This is a genomic window from Nonlabens sp. SY33080 (assembly GCF_011784885.1).
GTDB classification, from domain to species: Bacteria; Bacteroidota; Bacteroidia; order Flavobacteriales; family Flavobacteriaceae; genus Nonlabens; species Nonlabens tegetincola.
Map to the genome: position 1 here is coordinate 2,474,243 of NZ_CP050461.1, position 16,074 is coordinate 2,490,316.

Below are 16,074 nucleotides of genomic sequence, written 5' to 3' on the forward strand. Positions count from 1 at the left end.
AAATGTAAGGATTTAATAAGAATTAAATCTTTATATATGATGCTCATTATTAAAATAATGGTACTTTTGCAGCCTTAAATTAATAAAAAGGGACGTGTTCCCGCAAACTTTAATGTTATGCCTGTAAAAATCAGATTACAAAGACACGGTAAAAAAGGAAAGCCTTTTTACTGGATCGTAGCAGCAGATGCTCGCGCAAAGAGAGATGGTAGATTCCTTGAAAAAATAGGAACTTACAATCCTAACACTAACCCTGCAACTATCAACCTAGATGTAGATGGTGCTGTACAGTGGTTAGAGAATGGTGCGCAGCCTACTGATACAGCTCGTGCTCTTTTAAGCTACAAAGGTGCGTTACTTAAAAAGCACCTTAAAGGTGGTGTGAAAAAAGGTGCGATCACTGAAGAACAAGCTGAAGAAAAATTCCAAGCTTGGGTTTCTGAAAAAGAAGCAAAAATTGCAAACAAAGCTGCTGGTCTTAAGGCTGATGCAGATAAAATTGCAGCTGAAGCTCTAGAAGCAGAAAAAGCAGTAAACGAAGCTCGTATCGCAGCAAATGCTCCAGAACCAGAAGTGGAAGAGCCAGCTGCAGCTAGCGAAGACGCAACAGGAGAAGAAGAGTAAATCGATATATCATGCGTAAAAAAGACTGTTTTTACGTAGGTACGATCGTAAACAAATTTAGTTTTAAAGGTGAAATCCTTGTCAAGTTAGACACTGATGAACCGGATCTTTTTCTTGAAATGGAATCAGTTTTTGTCGAAGTAGGCAAAAACTTGATTCCATTTTTTATTGAACGCAGTCAACTACACAAATCTGCATTACTGCGTATCAAATTTGAAGATGTAGACGATGAACCTACGGCAGATTCCTTGCTTCAGAAGGATCTGTATTTGCCTCTTACTGCATTACCACCGCTTACAGGTAATAAATTTTACTACCATGAAATCATAGGTTTTACCATTGTTGATTCTAATTATGGCGAGGTGGGAATTGTAGATGGTGTTAACGATACAACCTCACAAGCTCTTTTTGAAATAAAGCAAGGTGAGAAAGAAATTCTTATACCAGTTCACGACGAGTTTATTTTAAATGTAGACCGTGACAACAAACAAATATTAGTAGAAACACCACCAGGTTTAATTGAGTTGTATTTAGAGTAATGAGTACGTTCTCTTTTAAACAGTTTGACATCGTTCAAGATAAGGTTGCTCAAAAAGTAGGTACCGACGGTGTTCTTTTAGGAGCATGGTGTAGTCTTGATAAGCAACCACACAAAATATTAGACATAGGATCAGGAACAGGGCTCATCTCTTTAATGTGCGCTCAACGGTTTCCACAAGCGTTTATTGAGGCTATAGAGATCGATCACGATGCCTTTGAGCAAACTGCATTAAACTTTGAATCTAGCAAGTTTAAAGACCAGCTATATGCATATCATGCTAGCTTTCAAGAGTTTTATGATGAGGTTGATGAGCGCTATGATTTTATGGTGAGTAATCCACCATTTTATAATGCTCAGTCAATTAAATCTGATGATCAAATCGAGAGTCGTAGGCAACAAGCAAGATTTGACGATGCTTTACCTTTTGAAGAGCTTTTCTATGGAGTTTATAAGCTTCTTGCTATCGATGGTACTTTTGCACTCGTATTTCCTGTAGATAGAGAAGAACGAGTTCTTGAAATTGCCGATTACTTCACTATGATGCCTACACGTAAAATGTACGTACGTGGAACTGTGGATAGTCCTGTTAAAAGAGTGTTTATGGAATTACGCTTTCGCGAAAGCGTAATAAAATCCAATCAAAAACTAGTTACCCAGCATATGGTAATTGAACATTCTAGGCATGAGTATACCGATGAGTATATCGCACTTACAAAGGACTTTTATTTAAAAATGTAATCCTTATCATTTTTCTGGGCAATAAGTGAGCATTCTCTTATTTTTACGACCAATTCAAAAACTATTGGAACTACACTCAAACGATGTAGTTACTCTATACAAATTATATCTATGAAACCAGATCTATTTGAAGCACCAGATTATTACAACCTAGATGAGTTACTTACCGAGGAACACAAAATGATACGTGATGCAGCTCGTTCTTGGGTTAAACGTGATGTTTCACCTATCATTGAACAAGCAGCACAGGATGCCAAGTTTCCTGAAAGTATTATACCAGGATTAGCATCAATAGGTGCTTTTGGTCCTTATATTCCAGAAGAATATGGTGGTGCAGGATTGGACCAAATCTCTTATGGTTTGATCATGCAAGAAATAGAACGAGGTGACAGTGGTGTGCGCAGTACAGCATCAGTCCAGTCATCGCTAGTTATGTATCCTATATGGAAATACGGTAGTGAAGAACATAGAAAAAAGTTTTTACCTAAACTAGCAAGTGGTGAATTTATGGGCTCATTCGGTCTTACTGAACCGGACCACGGTAGTAATCCAGGAGGAATGACTACTAATTTTAAAGATGCTGGAGATGGAGAAAATATTATTTTAAATGGAGCCAAGTTATGGATATCAAACAGCCCATTTTGTGATGTGGCAGTGGTTTGGGCAAAGAATGAAGAAGGTCGTATCCATGGAGTTATTGTAGAAAGAGGCATGGAAGGTTTCTCTACTCCAGAGACTCATAACAAATGGTCTTTGAGAGCAAGCGCTACAGGTGAGTTGATTTTTCAGGATGTAAAAGTTCCAAAAAGTAATATTTTACCAGGACGCTCTGGTCTAGGTGCTCCTCTTAGTTGTTTAGATAGTGCTCGTTTTGGTATTGCATGGGGTGCTATAGGTGCTGCAATGGATTGCTACGATACAGCGCTTAGATATGCAAAAGAACGTATCCAATTTGGGAAACCAATTGCAGCTTTTCAATTACAGCAAAAGAAGCTTGCCGAAATGATTACTGAGATTACCAAGGCACAACTACTAGCATGGAGATTAGGAGTGTTGCGTGAAGAAGGAAAGGCAACAAGCGCACAAATTTCTATGGCAAAGCGTAATAATGTTGAAATGGCTGTTAAGATTGCTCGTGAGGCTCGACAAATTTTGGGAGGAATGGGAATAACAGGTGAATATAGTATCATGAGACATATGATGAATCTAGAAAGTGTTATTACTTATGAAGGAACTCACGATATTCATTTGTTGATCACCGGACTTGATATTACTGGAGAAAATGCTTTTAAGTAGGTAATCGTTAAATATATTATAGAGGCTGCCTACAACAATAGGCAGCCTTTTATTTTTGCACAAATTGAGCTATGAATACAACGATAATTGAATCTAGAATTAGTGACAATCGTAAAAGATTGTTGAGTCATCCTTTATACAATGCTATTTCTAATTTAGGAGATTTACAGGTTTTTACAACTCATCATGTTTTTGCTGTTTGGGATTTTATGTCTTTGCTCAAAGCTCTACAAAGAGAACTTACCTGTACAACTACTCCGTGGTTTCCTAAAGGTAGTAATGATACTAGATATTTAATTAATGAAATTGTTCTAGCTGAAGAATCTGATCTTGATCAAGATGGCAATAGATTGAGTCATTTTGAAATGTATTTAAATGCCATGGAAGGACTAGATGTTAATACAGATTTGATAGTAAATCAAATTGTAACGATTTCTAACCATAATAATCCTATTGAACAAATTTCAAAAACGGACATACCAGATTTTGTCAAAAGATTTTTGACCTTCACATTTGAAATTATTGAGCGTAATCAACCTCACGAAATTGCTGCTGCATTTACTTATGGGCGTGAAGATTTAATTCCTGAAATGTTTACTGAAATTCTTAAAGGAATGCGAGTAGAAGAAGGAGTAGATCTTACTGCTATACGATATTATTTTGATAGACACATTGAGTTAGATGGTGATGAGCACGGCCCAATGGCGCATAAAATGGTGGCTCTTTTGTGTGGCGATGATAGTGTGAAATGGGAACAAGCAGCACATGTCGCAAATGAATCCTTACAAAAACGTATTGAGTTATTTGATGGTATTTATGCAGCTATTGGGGTTCCAGAATTAGTCTAGTTGCTTAACAATTAGCAGTATTTAACTTATAAAAATATAGAGTAATTAATGAAATAGATATTTTTGAAGAATTAATCAATCAAATTAACGATATGAAAACTTTAAAAATTTTATTTCTGTCTTTACTAACAATTGCAACCATATCATGTGGTGAGGATGATGGACCAGAAAATTTACCGGTAAATGCCGAGAATATTGCTGGAACTTATTCCTTGACTTTTTTTAGATCTCAAGAAACCTACAACGAAACGGTAAATGGTAGTTCAGTAACAAGGGTATACCTAGAAGAAGGTACTGCCTTTAACAACGCCATTTTTGTATTTAATGCTAATGGTACTTACACGAGCTCTGGTACTTATACTTATGATTATGAAGAGCAAGTAAATGGTGTAGTAGTAGATACAGATACAGACATTGATTCCTTAACCAGTTCTGGGACTTATTCTGTAGTTGGAAATTCAATTTACTTGTCTGATGCAGATGAGACTTTTGAAGTGCAAACACTCACAAGTTCAAACATGACACTTTCACTTGATGAAGTGGACGGTGATTCCTCTTATGAGTTGGAAATACGCTTTACTAAGCAATAGAGAACATTCAAGTTATTAAATAAAAAAAGGCGCTTCATAATCATGAAGCGCCTTTTTTTTTGAAATTATATGAAAGTTATAAAGTATCTCGTGATTCTTCTTTTTCTGCGATTCCAGAAATATCTTCAACTTTCTCTATTTGTGGTGCATGTTTTTTAATGGTAAGTTCAACACCAGATTTTAAAGTCATTTGATTTACGTGACAACCTACACAAGTTCCCAATAATCTAACAATAACATGTTTATCGTCTTTTATCTCAACCAATTCAATATCTCCATTATCTCTTTGTAGAAATGGTCGGATTTCCTCTAATCCAGCTTCAACTGCTGCTTGTAATGCTGCTCCTGTCATTATTGCTTTTGTTTGTTCACCGGACTACATCCAGCCATAGTAGTTATTTTAATAGCTTGAGTAGGTGGTAAGTTTTCATTTCGTTTAACTGTTTCTTCAACTACATTACGAGTAATATCAATAAATGCTTGTTCAACTAGAGTATCTTCTTGCATGGCTGCAGGTCTACCTACATCGCCGGCTTCTCTTATCGTTTGCATTAATGGTAGTTCTCCTAAAAATCTTACTTGTAAATCTTCTGCAAGATTACGTGCTCCATCCTTTCCAAAGATATGATATTTATTTTCAGGTAATTCAGGCGGAGTGAAATAAGCCATGTTTTCTATAATTCCTAGAACAGGAACGTTGATACTTTCTTGTTGAAACATAGCAACACCCTTGCGAGCATCTGCCAATGCTACATTTTGAGGAGTTGATACTACTACTGCACCCGTTAAAGGTAGTGATTGCATTATGCTTAAATGAATATCACCAGTACCTGGAGGAAGGTCAACTAGTAAAAAATCCAATTCTCCCCATGCAGCGTCAAAAATCATTTGATTAAGAGCCTTTGCTGCCATAGGGCCACGCCATACTACTGCCTGGTCTGGTTGCGTAAAAAAGCCGATGGACAGTACCTTTACACCATAACTTTCCACTGGTTTCATTTTGGATTTCCCATCCACGTTAACAGAAAGTGGTTTTTCATTAATCACATCAAACATAATCGTAGCACTAGGACCGTAGATATCGGCATCTAATAATCCGACATTAAATCCCATTTTTGCCAATGAAACAGCAAGGTTTGCTGTTACAGTAGATTTTCCTACACCACCTTTACCACTTGCTACTGCTATGATATTATCAATTCCTGGTATAGGTTTTCCTTTAATTTGAGGAGCTTTATTTTCTTGAACTGGTGCTTCAACCTTTAAATTAACTTTCACTTGAGCTTTTTGATAAACCTCTTTGTGAATAGCTTGTAGGATGGAAACTTCAGTTTTCTTTTTTGCTTGTAAGCTAGGATTGTTTATAGTAACATCAACCACTACCTCTTCTCCAAATACTATAACGTTTTTAATGGCTCCACTTTCCACCATATTCTGTCCTTCACCAGGAACTGATATAGTTTCAAGAGCCTTGAGAACATCTTTTTTCTCTATTTTCATGGGTATCACTTAATCTGATTACAAAGATACAACCTAGTGACTTTAAAAAGGAGAAACTGTATAAAAGGATAGAGCGGTGTGATAAGATTTAATTATACCTAAAAATAAAAAGCGAGCCTTTCAAGGCTCGCTTTTTAAATACTATAAAAGATATTTTTAAACAGTCATGATTTCATTTTCTTTAACCACGATCATTTCATCAATTTTGGCAACATACTTATCAGTAAGAACCTGAACTTCTTGTTCTGCATTTTTAAGTTCATCTTCTGATAAATCAAGTTTTCTTAAATCATTAAGAGCATTTTTACGGTCATTACGCACACCTACTTTTGAATCTTCTCCTTCTGCCTTAGCTTGTTTTGCAAGTTGACGACGACGTTCTTCTGTCAAAGCAGGAACATTAATGATAATACTCTCACCATTATTCATGGGATTCAATCCTAAGTTTGCAATCATGATACCTTTCTCGATTTCAGGAATCATTGCTTTTTCCCATGGCTGTACACTTATAGTACGCGCATCGGGAGTACTTACATTTGCAACCTGGGTAAGTGGCGTTTGACTACCGTAATAGTCTACAGTCACGCTTCCTAACATAGCAGGACTAGCCTTTCCAGCTCGTATGTTAAGTAATTCTTTTTCTAAGTGCTTGATAGCACCAGCCATAGCTTCTTTAGCTGTATCTAAAATAAAAGTTGATTCTTCGTTCATGATGTCAATTTATTGAGCACTTGTACAAATATATTGCCGTTTTCAATTATTGTACTCTTGTTCCTATTTTTTCTCCATTTAAAAGCTTTACTAAATTACCGTTTGTATTCATATCAAATACAATTATTGGTAATTTATTTTCTTGACTTAAAGTAAACGCTGTGGTATCCATTACTTTCAGGCCTTTATTAAGAACCTCTTCAAAGCTTATTAAGTCAAATTTAGTGGCGCTAGTGTCTTTTTCTGGATCTGCAGTGTAAATTCCATCAACTCTTGTTCCTTTAAGGATTACATCGGCTTCAATTTCAATAGCTCGTAGTACAGCAGCACTATCTGTTGTGAAATAGGGATTACCAGTACCACCGCCAAAAATTACGACACGTCCTTTTTCTAAATGACGTATTGCCTTGCGACGTATAAAAGGTTCTGCCACCTCATTAATTTTAATTGCAGTTTGCAGTCTAGTAGGTATTCCTGCATCTTCACAAGCACTTTGTAAGGCCAGTCCGTTAATAACCGTTGCTAGCATTCCCATATGATCACCTTGCACGCGATCCATTCCTGCGCTAGCACCTGCTACACCTCTAAAAATATTACCGCCACCAATTACAATGGCTACCTCTACACCCATATCAGTGACTTTTTTAATTTCTTGGGCATATTCTGCAAGACGTTTTGGGTCTATACCGTACTGGCGATCTCCCATTAACGCTTCTCCTGATAGTTTGAGTAATATTCTCTTGTATTCCATGGGTGTTTTTTACAAAGTTGTGCAAATATAATTGAAAGTAAATAGGAATGGAATAGGTGTGAGTTCGCTTTCGCGAAAGCGTATCTAAAAAAATTACATCAATAGTACGACTGAAGTATCTTTGCAAAAAAGTAAGGAAGATGTTTCAGTTAGGGAAAACCATAGTGTCGGACGATCTATTAGAAAAGGAATTTGTTTGTAACATAAGCGCTTGTAAAGGAATATGCTGTGTTGCTGGTGAGGCAGGCGCGCCGCTCGAGCAAAAGGAATTGGAAATTCTCGATAACGAGTATGAAAATATCAAACCCTTTTTAAATGATAAAGGTAGGGCCGCAATAGAGGAACAAGGTACCTGGATCGAGCGTGAGAATGGTGAATTGGAAACGCCCTTAGTAAATGGTGCCGAGTGTGCTTATACCATTTTTAATGAGGATGGAACTGCAAAATGTGGTATCGAGGCAGCCTATCATGCAGGTAAAACACCTTTTTACAAACCTATTTCTTGTCATTTGTATCCTGTGCGTATACAAGAATACACCGACTTTAGCGCAGTGAATTACCACAAATGGGAAATTTGTAATGATGCTTGTGAGTTGGGTAAAGAATTGTCGGTTCCAGTATATAAATTTTTGAAAGATTCGTTGATACGAAAATTTGGTGCTCAATGGTATGAAGAGTTAGAGGACATTGCACAGAACTATAAGTAGGGTTATGTTAATGCTATGGCATTTATTTTACAGCAGGTTTAACATAATTAGTAGGTTATTGATTCTATTTCAAAAAATGATTTTAATATCCTACTAAAGCTTTGTGAAGTGACCTGTATCTAACCTATGATCGTGCTAACTTTTAGATAAATTAAAAAACAAAAGCTATGAGTTACACAGAAAAAGTTGCCAACAAGTTAAACGATTTATTAGAGAAAAACTACGACGCCGAAGCCGGTTACAAGGAAGCAAAAGACCAGGTAGATAGCAGTAGATTGAAAGATTTCTTTTCTCAACAAGCACAAGAACGATATGATTTTGGTCATGAGCTAAAATCTGAAATAAGAAGTTTTGGTCAAGAACCAGATAAAGGAACAAGTATCACTGGTGATGCCCATAGAGCATGGATGAATATAAAATCTACCTTCTCATCTGATAAGGAAGAAACTATACTTGAAGAAGCCATACGTGGAGAAAAAGCGGCTGTAGAGGAGTACAATGAAGTTCTAGCCGAAACATCGCTGCCAGTTTCTACAAGAACAATTTTAAATAAACACCGAGACAACATTCAAACTGCACTTAATCGAGTGAATGCAATGGAGAATATTGCCTAAAATATTTTTTGTTTGGTTGATGAAAAGCCCCAATTACCATTTGTAATTGGGGCTTTCTTTCTTTAAAAATATAATTGGTTATTCTGCTGCAATAACTCTTATTTTCTTTTTAACCTCTTCGGCTATTTTACGTGCCTCGTTTATATCCTTATTAACTATGGTAACGTGCCCCATTTTTCTAAAAGGTCTAGTTTGTTTTTTACCATAAATATGAGGAGTTACTCCAGGCATAGATAGAATTTCTTCAATTCCATCATAAATAACATTGCCAGTATGATTTTCTTCACCTACAAGATTTACCATTACGCTACTTATAACACTTTCTGTATCACCTAATGGAAGGTTGCAAACACATCTTATATGTTGTTCAAACTGATCGGTCATAGAGCCTTCTATGGAATAGTGACCAGAATTATGAGGTCGTGGAGCTACTTCATTCACAAGTATTTCTCCATCCTTAGTCAAAAACATTTCTACTGCGAGTAAGCCTACATGATTAAAAGCCTCGCTCACTTTTAAAGCCACTTCACGTGCCTTATTAGAAATATCGTCACTAATCCTTGCCGGACACAACACGTATTCTACTTGATTAGCCTCTGGATGAAATTCCATTTCAACAACAGGATAGGTTTTCATTTCACCACTTGCATTACGTGCTACGATAACCGCAAGCTCTAGGTCAAAATCAATCATGTCCTCGTATAAACATGGTTGTTCAGGTAACTCTTTTAAATCATCTTGATTTCGAATTACTTTGACGCCTTTACCGTCATAACCGCCTTCGGCGCTTTTCCAAATAAACGGGAATTCACGACCGTGATCCATTTTTGGAGAGTCATAGGTTTCAAAAGGACTAGTAGGAATATTTTGTGAGCGGTAAAACTCTTTCTGTCTAGATTTATTACGTATTAAATTAAGTACGCTGGCACTAGGTGAAACTGCAATGCCCTTATCTTCTAAATCTTGAAGTGCTTGTACATTGACGTTTTCAATTTCAATAGTAAGAACATCCACTTGTTCTCCCATTTCCATCACAGCATCGTAATTCATTATATCGCCTACAAAGAAAACGGTACTTCCTTCAAACGCCGGAGCCGTTTCAGCATTGTCCATTACATAGGTTTGAATGTCCCATTTGCGCGTTGTATAAAGCATCATCTTGCCCAACTGGCCACCGCCCAAAATCCCTAATCTAAAGTCTGAAGAAAAATAAGTTTGTTCCATGCTTCAAAAATAAGCACGTTCAATAGAAATTGGCTATTTTCATTATAACTATCTTTGCATAAAAGCTACGAGTTGATCAAACTACACGACCTTTATTTTAAACCCTTTATGAGCGCTAGGGAAATTGATAGCGCTGTTGATAATCTTGCCTATCAACTTAATCGTGATTTAGCACATAAAAAGCCGATATTTCTCGGGATTCTGAATGGTAGTTTTATGGTCCTTGCAGATTTGGTGCGCAAATTTCAGCATCCTTGTGAAATAGCATTTATCAAGGCAAAAAGTTACGACGGAACACAAAGTACTGGCCAAGTAAAGTTAGAAGGATTGGATATAGATTTAACCAATAGGACCGTCGTAGTAGTAGAAGATATAGTAGATACTGGGCTTACTGTGGTTACGCTTTCGCGAAAGCTAACACAACTAAATCCCAAAGAACTACTAGTAGCTACCTTGTTTTTAAAACCTGATGTTTACAAACAAGAACTTAAAATAGACTACATAGGTCTTAATATTGAAAACAAATTTGTCGTGGGATACGGCATGGATTATAATAATTTGGGGAGAGAATTACCCCAGCTTTACGTACAAACTAATAAAATGAAAAACATCGTATTATTCGGTCCTCCTGGTGCTGGAAAAGGAACTCAAGCAGAACGTTTAAAGGAAAAATACAACCTCGTTCATATTTCTACAGGAGACGTTTTTAGATACAACATCAAAAATGCAACAGAACTAGGTACCCTTGCAAAATCTTATATAGATAAAGGAGATTTGGTTCCTGATGAGGTAACGATCAAAATGCTTAAAGCCGAAGTCGAAAAAAATCCTCAAGCCGAAGGTTTTATTTTTGATGGGTTTCCTAGAACAAACGCTCAAGCCGAGGCACTTGATAACTTATTGCAGTCCATGGATACTGAGGTAAGCGGTATGGTTGCACTAGAAGTAGAAGATGAAATTTTAGTAAAGCGTTTACTTGAAAGAGGAAAAACAAGCGGTCGTGCCGATGATGCTAATGAAGATGTTATTAGAGACCGAGTAAAAGTTTATTATAAGCAAACAGCACCACTTAAAGACTACTATGCTGCTCAAGACAAGTATTATGGAGTTGATGGAGTAGGAGCTATTGATGAAATTACACAGCGATTGAGTGTAGAGTTTGATAAGTTATAACATTGACCTCACTCTAAAAATGCGATAAGCATTATTAATTAAATAAGAAATTGAAAAAATGACCGAAGGAAATTTTGTAGACTATACTAAGATACACTTAGAATCTGGTCGAGGCGGAAAAGGTAGTACGCACTTGCACAGGGAAAAGTATGTAGAAAAAGGTGGTCCAGATGGTGGAGATGGTGGTCGTGGTGGTCATATTATTCTTAAGGGTAATAAAAATCTTTGGACCTTATATCACTTTAAATTCAAACGACATTTTAAAGCCGGCGCAGGAGGAAATGGTGCCAAGCAACGTCGTACTGGTGAGGATGGTCAGGATGTAACCATTGAACTTCCTATAGGAACAGTGGTTAAAAATGCTGAAACAGGCCAGGTCATTACCGAAATTCTAGATGATGGTCAGGAGTTTATCATCTGTGAAGGAGGAATGGGTGGTCGTGGTAACTGGCATTTTAAAAGTTCTACCAATCAAACTCCTAGATATGCGCAGCCTGGTACCGAAGGTGAGGAACTGGATGTGATTTTTGAACTTAAAGTTCTTGCAGATATTGGATTAGTAGGATTCCCTAATGCAGGTAAATCTACTTTATTATCAGTTCTAACATCGGCTAAACCTAAAATTGCCAATTATGAGTTTACTACTCTTAAGCCTAATTTAGGAATTGTAGAATATCGTGATTTCAAAACTTTTGTCATAGCCGATATTCCAGGTATTATTGAAGGCGCTGCAGAAGGTAAGGGAATAGGGCATAGATTCTTAAGACATATAGAGCGTAATTCAACCTTATTATTTCTAATTCCGGCTGATGCGGATGATATCAGTGCAGAATATGATGTACTAGTAAATGAGTTGAAAAAATACAATCCAGAACTATTAGATAAAGAGCGCTTTATTTGTATATCAAAATCTGATATGCTAGATGATGAACTTATGATAGAAATGAGGGAATCACTAGATGATCAAGGAGCTTTCCAAGGAAGGCCTTATATGTTTATTTCTAGCGCTACACATTACAACCTAACCGAGTTAAAGGATCAACTATGGAGCATGCTCAACAAATCTGCCGAATAAGTTTTTGTTCATTATTTCTTATTCTTTTCTTTTCTATTGAGCTCACAGCTCAAGAGTATTTAGGAGAGTGGAGCTTTAAGGAAGTTGATACGACAGCCATTCAAGGTGTAAAACCAACAGCTGTTGAACTTAATAGATTAGCTAGGATGTTTCAAGACCTATCTTTTAAATTGAATAAAGACAATAGCTCTGTCCTTAACTTTGCTGGAAAATCGTACAACTTAACCTATGAGATTGAAGAAAATGTAATAAGGTTTAGTGATAAAAGTGGAGTATTCTATTGGAACGGTGATGAAACAGGAGTGCTAGTTTCTGGAAATGCACATCTCATCATGCATAAAAGAAAGGTAGCTAATACTAAAGTGAATTACTCTTATATTAAAAAATTAGAGTATGCTACCATTGAAGTTGATACGGTCAAACTTCTTAAAAAATGGAAAACTAAAGAGGTAAGAATGCGTGATCAATCACCGGAGTCTTCTAGGGAAGAGCTTCTACTTCTTGATTTTTCATTACACTTTTTATCTCCTGAAATTGTTTCGACTAAAGTTTTGTTTATGGACGCTAAACTTAAATGGGAAACAACTGAAGATAAAGGAATTATATTGATAGAAAGTAAAAATCAATCTTTTAAAAAATGGGCTGTTTACCAACAAACTGATAACAGCTTACTAATTGAAGATTTAGAAAAAGGCCATATTTTCTATATGGTAGAAGTAACTGAATAATTCCTTTAAACTCCAAACTGTTCAAAGTGGTGATTAAGGTGTTTCCATTGTAAAATTCCCCATTGTTCTTCCGTAAATGTACCAAAAACAGGATGAGGTGCCCTATTAGGATTATGTCTATCGTTATACAATTTTTGCATCCATTTCTTTAATTCTGCTTTTTGTTCTTCAAAATTAAAAGTAGCGGTTGATCGAAATGCAGGTGGAGTAGGAGCGTTTTTTTTAAAAGGTTTTGGGCTGTAAAGCATCTTCTTGAATAATAGTTTGACGACCCAATTTGATTTCAGATTTTTATCATTATAACCCAGAGCAATCTTTAAGGGCTCTTGACAATGATTCATCATTTGTGCCGTCGTCATTTTACCCCATAAAGGTGCGTTGTCAGGATTAATAGAATCCAGTCTTTCAAGTAATTGATGATAGGATTGAGAATTAAAAAATGATTCCATAGTGGTTATAGTTAAGGGTATAGTAAATAATTCTTACGGATTTTCAAGAAGGCATTAAGGTCATTTTGCCAACTGTCTCTAATTTCCTCAGGCGTTAAGCCAGCTTGAATCTGTTCTTGCAGCTTTTTTGTTCCAGCGAGCTTGGTGAAGAAGGAGTTGAAGAATTCACTTTGGTTGGGCGCTTTCGCGTAAGCGGTAACTAAATATTCAAGATCTAGATTGCTTAATGACTTGCTCTCTTGTAAATCCATACCGTAACAAGTTTTATTTTCATGTTTTGGATATTGTGCTCCTGGATTTGATTGTGGAGTAAAGGAAAATTCGTAATCATTTTTATAATAAGGAGCTCCAAAAATTTGAAATTGTTTATCCGTACCTCTACCTACACTAACCGTTGTTCCTTCAAAAAAGCAAAGGCTAGGATATAAATTGATGGATTTATCGTTGGGTAAATTTGGAGAAGGAGCTATGGGTATTGAATACTTACTGTCATGACTGTAATCACTCATTTTAATAATAGACAAAGGACATTGCAACTTATAATCTAACCAACCTTCACCATTGATCATTTGAGCATATTCACCAATAGTCATTCCATGTACAACCGGAATTGGATGCATGCCGACGAAACTTTGATGTTCTTTTTCTAAAACAGGTCCATCGACATAATGTCCATTGGGATTAGGCCGATCTAGAACAAATAACTTTCGATCGTTTGCTGCACAAGCTTGCATTACATAATGTAAAGTACTTATGTAAGTATAAAATCTAGCGCCTACATCTTGAATGTCAAAAATGACAAAATCCACATCGGTAATGTGTTCGTCTTTAGGTTGTTTGTTTTTTCCATAAAGCGATATAACTGGTACACCTGTTTTTGCATCAATTCCATCCTTTATGGTTGCGCCAGCATCGGCAGTACCTCTAAACCCATGTTCTGGAGCAAACACCCTTTTTACTTTGACTCCAAGCGATAGTAAAGTGTCTACAAGATGTACATAAGTGGTGTCCTGATCTTTAATTTTTTGAACTACGCTTGTTTGATTTCCTACTACAGCAACGGTTTTGTTTACAAAACCACGACCCCAAATTCCAATACGATCTGCAGCAGGTTTGGGATAGGTAGGACTTATCGATGAGTCAACAGCGGTTTCAATCGCAGCGTCATTTATGGCAACGACTTTTTCTACCTTAGGTTTACAGTTTGTAAACACTAGTAAAAGCAGTAAAACGCTATATTTGATTGCAGAAAAAGAGAGTTTGAATTTAGAATATTTCATAGCTAAAAGAATACAAAGTAGTACCGCTTATAAAAATAGTGTAAGTGCACCTATAATTAAAATTGCCATAGCAGCAATCGCAATAGGTGTAATCGTAATGTTAATTGCTATAGCCACTGGAGTTGGATTACAGCGAAAAATAAAGGAAAAAGTGAGTGCTTTTAATGGTCACGTTACCATTGCTTTATTTGACAGAAATAATTCTATCACAACAGTAAAACCTATAAGTATTCATCAAGACTTTTATCCTAAATTTAATGAAGCACCACAAGTAGAGCACATACAAGCTGTAGCCACTAAAGGTGCCATGATTCGTACTGAAAAGGATTTTGAAGGAATAATATTTAAAGGAATAGGGCTTGATTATAAATGGGAATACTTTAGTGATTTTATTATCTCGGGACAAGCTCCTGATTTAGATACTGATAAAGCATCCAAAGAAATATTGATTTCTGACGATATTGCTAGACGATTGCAACTTGAGGTAGGAGATAAAGCTCCTACATTCTTTATGAGGTCAGATAGATCTACTCCAATAGCTAAGGCGTTTGTGATTTCAGGTATATATGACAGTGGACTAGAGGAATACGATTCTAAATTTGTTCTAGGAGATTTACGTCATATTCAAAAAATCAATAAATGGAACGAGGATGAGGTAGGTAATTTTGAAGTGTTTATTGCAGATTTTGATCAATTAGATGACGTAGGTAAACTTATACAAACTAAAACACCTTTTAACCTTAATGCAAGAACGCTTACACAGCAATTCCCAAGTATGTTCCAGTGGTTAAGTTTATTAGATTCAAATATTTATGGGATTATAGGAATCATTCTGGTTGTAGGAATTATAAATATGATAACAGCGTTATTAGTGCTTATTTTGGATCGTACTCGTATGATAGGCGTTCTTAAATCTCTAGGCGCCAGCAATTGGACCGTGCGTAAAATTTTCTTATACAATGCTATGAACCTTGTTTTACAAGGATTGATAATAGGCAATATATTAGGAATAGGTTTAATAGCCGTTCAATATTTCTTCAGCCCGATAACTCTCGACCCACAAAATTACTACGTTACACAGGCTCCTGTGTACATAAGTTGGTACCATGTCCTTTTACTAAATGCAGGAACATTTGTAGTTTGCCTGTTATCTTTATTGTTGCCTAGTTACGTCGCTAGTAAGATATCACCGGTAAAAGCCATGAGATTTGAATAAGATTATCTA

General features: G+C 36.3%; 19 protein-coding genes. 12 read left to right on the forward strand and 7 right to left on the reverse strand.

The window, feature by feature from the left end; genetic code table 11:
- Positions 1-117 precede the first annotated feature (117 nt).
- The 6 genes from HCN53_RS11125 to HCN53_RS11150 all read left to right on the forward strand — a co-directional run bounded on the left by HCN53_RS11125 (position 118) and on the right by HCN53_RS11150 (position 4,637).
- Entirely contained in the window at positions 118-624 is a 507-nt protein-coding gene (locus HCN53_RS11125; RefSeq protein ID WP_042277229.1) for a 30S ribosomal protein S16, read from the forward strand.
- Between the two features lie 11 nt (positions 625-635).
- Positions 636-1,163: a ribosome maturation factor RimM gene (gene rimM, locus HCN53_RS11130; protein WP_167342990.1), complete on the forward strand. Its 528-nt coding sequence runs from the start codon at positions 636-638 to the stop codon at positions 1,161-1,163.
- Positions 1,163-1,903: a tRNA1(Val) (adenine(37)-N6)-methyltransferase gene (locus tag HCN53_RS11135; protein WP_167342991.1), complete on the forward strand. Its 741-nt coding sequence runs from the start codon at positions 1,163-1,165 to the stop codon at positions 1,901-1,903. The genes rimM and HCN53_RS11135 overlap by 1 nt, the downstream gene beginning before the upstream one ends.
- 111 nt (positions 1,904-2,014) lie before the next feature.
- Entirely contained in the window at positions 2,015-3,199 is a 1,185-nt protein-coding gene (locus HCN53_RS11140; protein WP_042276030.1) for an acyl-CoA dehydrogenase family protein, read from the forward strand.
- Between the two features lie 71 nt (positions 3,200-3,270).
- Complete coding sequence (locus tag HCN53_RS11145; protein ID WP_167342992.1) at positions 3,271-4,047, forward strand: DUF3050 domain-containing protein; 777 nt, start codon at positions 3,271-3,273, stop codon at positions 4,045-4,047.
- A 92-nt stretch (positions 4,048-4,139) separates the two neighbouring features.
- Positions 4,140-4,637 (forward strand): hypothetical protein, encoded by a 498-nt coding sequence (locus HCN53_RS11150; RefSeq protein ID WP_167342993.1) that lies wholly within the window; start codon positions 4,140-4,142, stop codon positions 4,635-4,637.
- Between the two features lie 76 nt (positions 4,638-4,713).
- On the opposite strand, the gene HCN53_RS11155 is transcribed toward HCN53_RS11150, so the two are convergent.
- The 4 genes from HCN53_RS11155 to pyrH all read right to left on the reverse strand — a co-directional run bounded on the left by HCN53_RS11155 (position 4,714) and on the right by pyrH (position 7,599).
- Positions 4,714-4,989, reverse strand: coding sequence for a NifU family protein (locus HCN53_RS11155; protein ID WP_042276023.1), 276 nt, complete (start codon positions 4,987-4,989; stop codon positions 4,714-4,716).
- On the reverse strand, positions 4,989-6,137 hold the full coding sequence (locus tag HCN53_RS11160; protein WP_042276021.1) for an Mrp/NBP35 family ATP-binding protein: 1,149 nt from the start codon (positions 6,135-6,137) through the stop codon (positions 4,989-4,991). The genes HCN53_RS11155 and HCN53_RS11160 overlap by 1 nt, the downstream gene beginning before the upstream one ends.
- Before the next feature lie 156 nt (positions 6,138-6,293).
- Complete coding sequence (gene frr, locus HCN53_RS11165) at positions 6,294-6,848, reverse strand: ribosome recycling factor (protein ID WP_167342994.1); 555 nt, start codon at positions 6,846-6,848, stop codon at positions 6,294-6,296.
- A gap of 46 nt (positions 6,849-6,894) precedes the next feature.
- Positions 6,895-7,599 (reverse strand): UMP kinase, encoded by a 705-nt coding sequence (pyrH, locus tag HCN53_RS11170; protein ID WP_042276018.1) that lies wholly within the window; start codon positions 7,597-7,599, stop codon positions 6,895-6,897.
- A 140-nt stretch (positions 7,600-7,739) separates the two neighbouring features.
- Here pyrH and HCN53_RS11175 point away from each other — a divergent pair, with 140 nt between their 5' ends.
- Positions 7,740-8,306, forward strand: coding sequence for a DUF3109 family protein (locus tag HCN53_RS11175; RefSeq protein WP_042276016.1), 567 nt, complete (start codon positions 7,740-7,742; stop codon positions 8,304-8,306).
- A 167-nt stretch (positions 8,307-8,473) separates the two neighbouring features.
- Positions 8,474-8,920, forward strand: coding sequence for a ferritin-like domain-containing protein (locus HCN53_RS11180; RefSeq protein WP_167342995.1), 447 nt, complete (start codon positions 8,474-8,476; stop codon positions 8,918-8,920).
- A gap of 78 nt (positions 8,921-8,998) precedes the next feature.
- On the opposite strand, the gene HCN53_RS11185 is transcribed toward HCN53_RS11180, so the two are convergent.
- Positions 8,999-10,144: a 5-(carboxyamino)imidazole ribonucleotide synthase gene (locus HCN53_RS11185; protein ID WP_167342996.1), complete on the reverse strand. Its 1,146-nt coding sequence runs from the start codon at positions 10,142-10,144 to the stop codon at positions 8,999-9,001.
- Between the two features lie 72 nt (positions 10,145-10,216).
- Between HCN53_RS11185 and HCN53_RS11190 the strand changes: the two genes are divergently transcribed.
- The 3 genes from HCN53_RS11190 to HCN53_RS11200 are packed head-to-tail and all read left to right on the forward strand — an operon-like array spanning position 10,217 to position 13,120.
- Positions 10,217-11,317, forward strand: a complete 1,101-nt coding sequence (locus tag HCN53_RS11190; protein WP_167342997.1) for an adenylate kinase — start codon at positions 10,217-10,219, stop codon at positions 11,315-11,317.
- Positions 11,318-11,375: 58 nt separating this feature from the next.
- On the forward strand, positions 11,376-12,392 hold the full coding sequence (gene obgE, locus HCN53_RS11195; RefSeq protein ID WP_105018250.1) for a GTPase ObgE: 1,017 nt from the start codon (positions 11,376-11,378) through the stop codon (positions 12,390-12,392).
- Positions 12,362-13,120: a hypothetical protein gene (locus HCN53_RS11200; protein WP_167342998.1), complete on the forward strand. Its 759-nt coding sequence runs from the start codon at positions 12,362-12,364 to the stop codon at positions 13,118-13,120. The genes obgE and HCN53_RS11200 overlap by 31 nt, the downstream gene beginning before the upstream one ends.
- Positions 13,121-13,125: 5 nt before the next feature.
- On the opposite strand, the gene HCN53_RS11205 is transcribed toward HCN53_RS11200, so the two are convergent.
- Complete coding sequence (locus tag HCN53_RS11205) at positions 13,126-13,569, reverse strand: DUF1569 domain-containing protein (RefSeq protein ID WP_167342999.1); 444 nt, start codon at positions 13,567-13,569, stop codon at positions 13,126-13,128.
- 11 nt (positions 13,570-13,580) lie between these two features.
- Positions 13,581-14,849, reverse strand: a complete 1,269-nt coding sequence (locus HCN53_RS11210; RefSeq protein WP_167343000.1) for an exo-beta-N-acetylmuramidase NamZ domain-containing protein — start codon at positions 14,847-14,849, stop codon at positions 13,581-13,583.
- On the opposite strand from HCN53_RS11210, the gene HCN53_RS11215 reads away from it, so the two are divergent.
- The gene (locus HCN53_RS11215) at positions 14,830-16,065 is read left to right on the forward strand and encodes an ABC transporter permease (protein WP_167343001.1); all 1,236 of its coding nucleotides are present in this window, start codon (positions 14,830-14,832) and stop codon (positions 16,063-16,065) included. The two genes, HCN53_RS11210 and HCN53_RS11215, sit on opposite strands and share 20 nt — an antisense overlap.
- Positions 16,066-16,074: the final 9 nt, after the last annotated feature.

What these genes read in the sequence shown, in the direction of transcription:
- HCN53_RS11205 (WP_167342999.1), bottom strand. Translation starts at nt 13,569, where the DNA reads ATGGAATCATTTTTTAATTCTCAATCCTATCATCAATTACTTGAAAGA.
- pyrH (WP_042276018.1), bottom strand. Translation starts at nt 7,599, where the DNA reads ATGGAATACAAGAGAATATTACTCAAACTATCAGGAGAAGCGTTAATG.
- HCN53_RS11125 (WP_042277229.1), top strand. Translation starts at nt 118, where the DNA reads ATGCCTGTAAAAATCAGATTACAAAGACACGGTAAAAAAGGAAAGCCT.
- obgE (WP_105018250.1), top strand. Translation starts at nt 11,376, where the DNA reads ATGACCGAAGGAAATTTTGTAGACTATACTAAGATACACTTAGAATCT.
- HCN53_RS11210 (WP_167343000.1), bottom strand. Translation starts at nt 14,849, where the DNA reads ATGAAATATTCTAAATTCAAACTCTCTTTTTCTGCAATCAAATATAGC.
- HCN53_RS11140 (WP_042276030.1), top strand. Translation starts at nt 2,015, where the DNA reads ATGAAACCAGATCTATTTGAAGCACCAGATTATTACAACCTAGATGAG.
- frr (WP_167342994.1), bottom strand. Translation starts at nt 6,848, where the DNA reads ATGAACGAAGAATCAACTTTTATTTTAGATACAGCTAAAGAAGCTATG.
- HCN53_RS11160 (WP_042276021.1), bottom strand. Translation starts at nt 6,137, where the DNA reads ATGAAAATAGAGAAAAAAGATGTTCTCAAGGCTCTTGAAACTATATCA.
- HCN53_RS11175 (WP_042276016.1), top strand. Translation starts at nt 7,740, where the DNA reads ATGTTTCAGTTAGGGAAAACCATAGTGTCGGACGATCTATTAGAAAAG.
- HCN53_RS11150 (WP_167342993.1), top strand. Translation starts at nt 4,140, where the DNA reads ATGAAAACTTTAAAAATTTTATTTCTGTCTTTACTAACAATTGCAACC.
- HCN53_RS11155 (WP_042276023.1), bottom strand. Translation starts at nt 4,989, where the DNA reads ATGACAGGAGCAGCATTACAAGCAGCAGTTGAAGCTGGATTAGAGGAA.
- rimM (WP_167342990.1), top strand. Translation starts at nt 636, where the DNA reads ATGCGTAAAAAAGACTGTTTTTACGTAGGTACGATCGTAAACAAATTT.
- HCN53_RS11200 (WP_167342998.1), top strand. Translation starts at nt 12,362, where the DNA reads ATGGAGCATGCTCAACAAATCTGCCGAATAAGTTTTTGTTCATTATTT.
- HCN53_RS11145 (WP_167342992.1), top strand. Translation starts at nt 3,271, where the DNA reads ATGAATACAACGATAATTGAATCTAGAATTAGTGACAATCGTAAAAGA.
- HCN53_RS11180 (WP_167342995.1), top strand. Translation starts at nt 8,474, where the DNA reads ATGAGTTACACAGAAAAAGTTGCCAACAAGTTAAACGATTTATTAGAG.
- HCN53_RS11135 (WP_167342991.1), top strand. Translation starts at nt 1,163, where the DNA reads ATGAGTACGTTCTCTTTTAAACAGTTTGACATCGTTCAAGATAAGGTT.
- HCN53_RS11185 (WP_167342996.1), bottom strand. Translation starts at nt 10,144, where the DNA reads ATGGAACAAACTTATTTTTCTTCAGACTTTAGATTAGGGATTTTGGGC.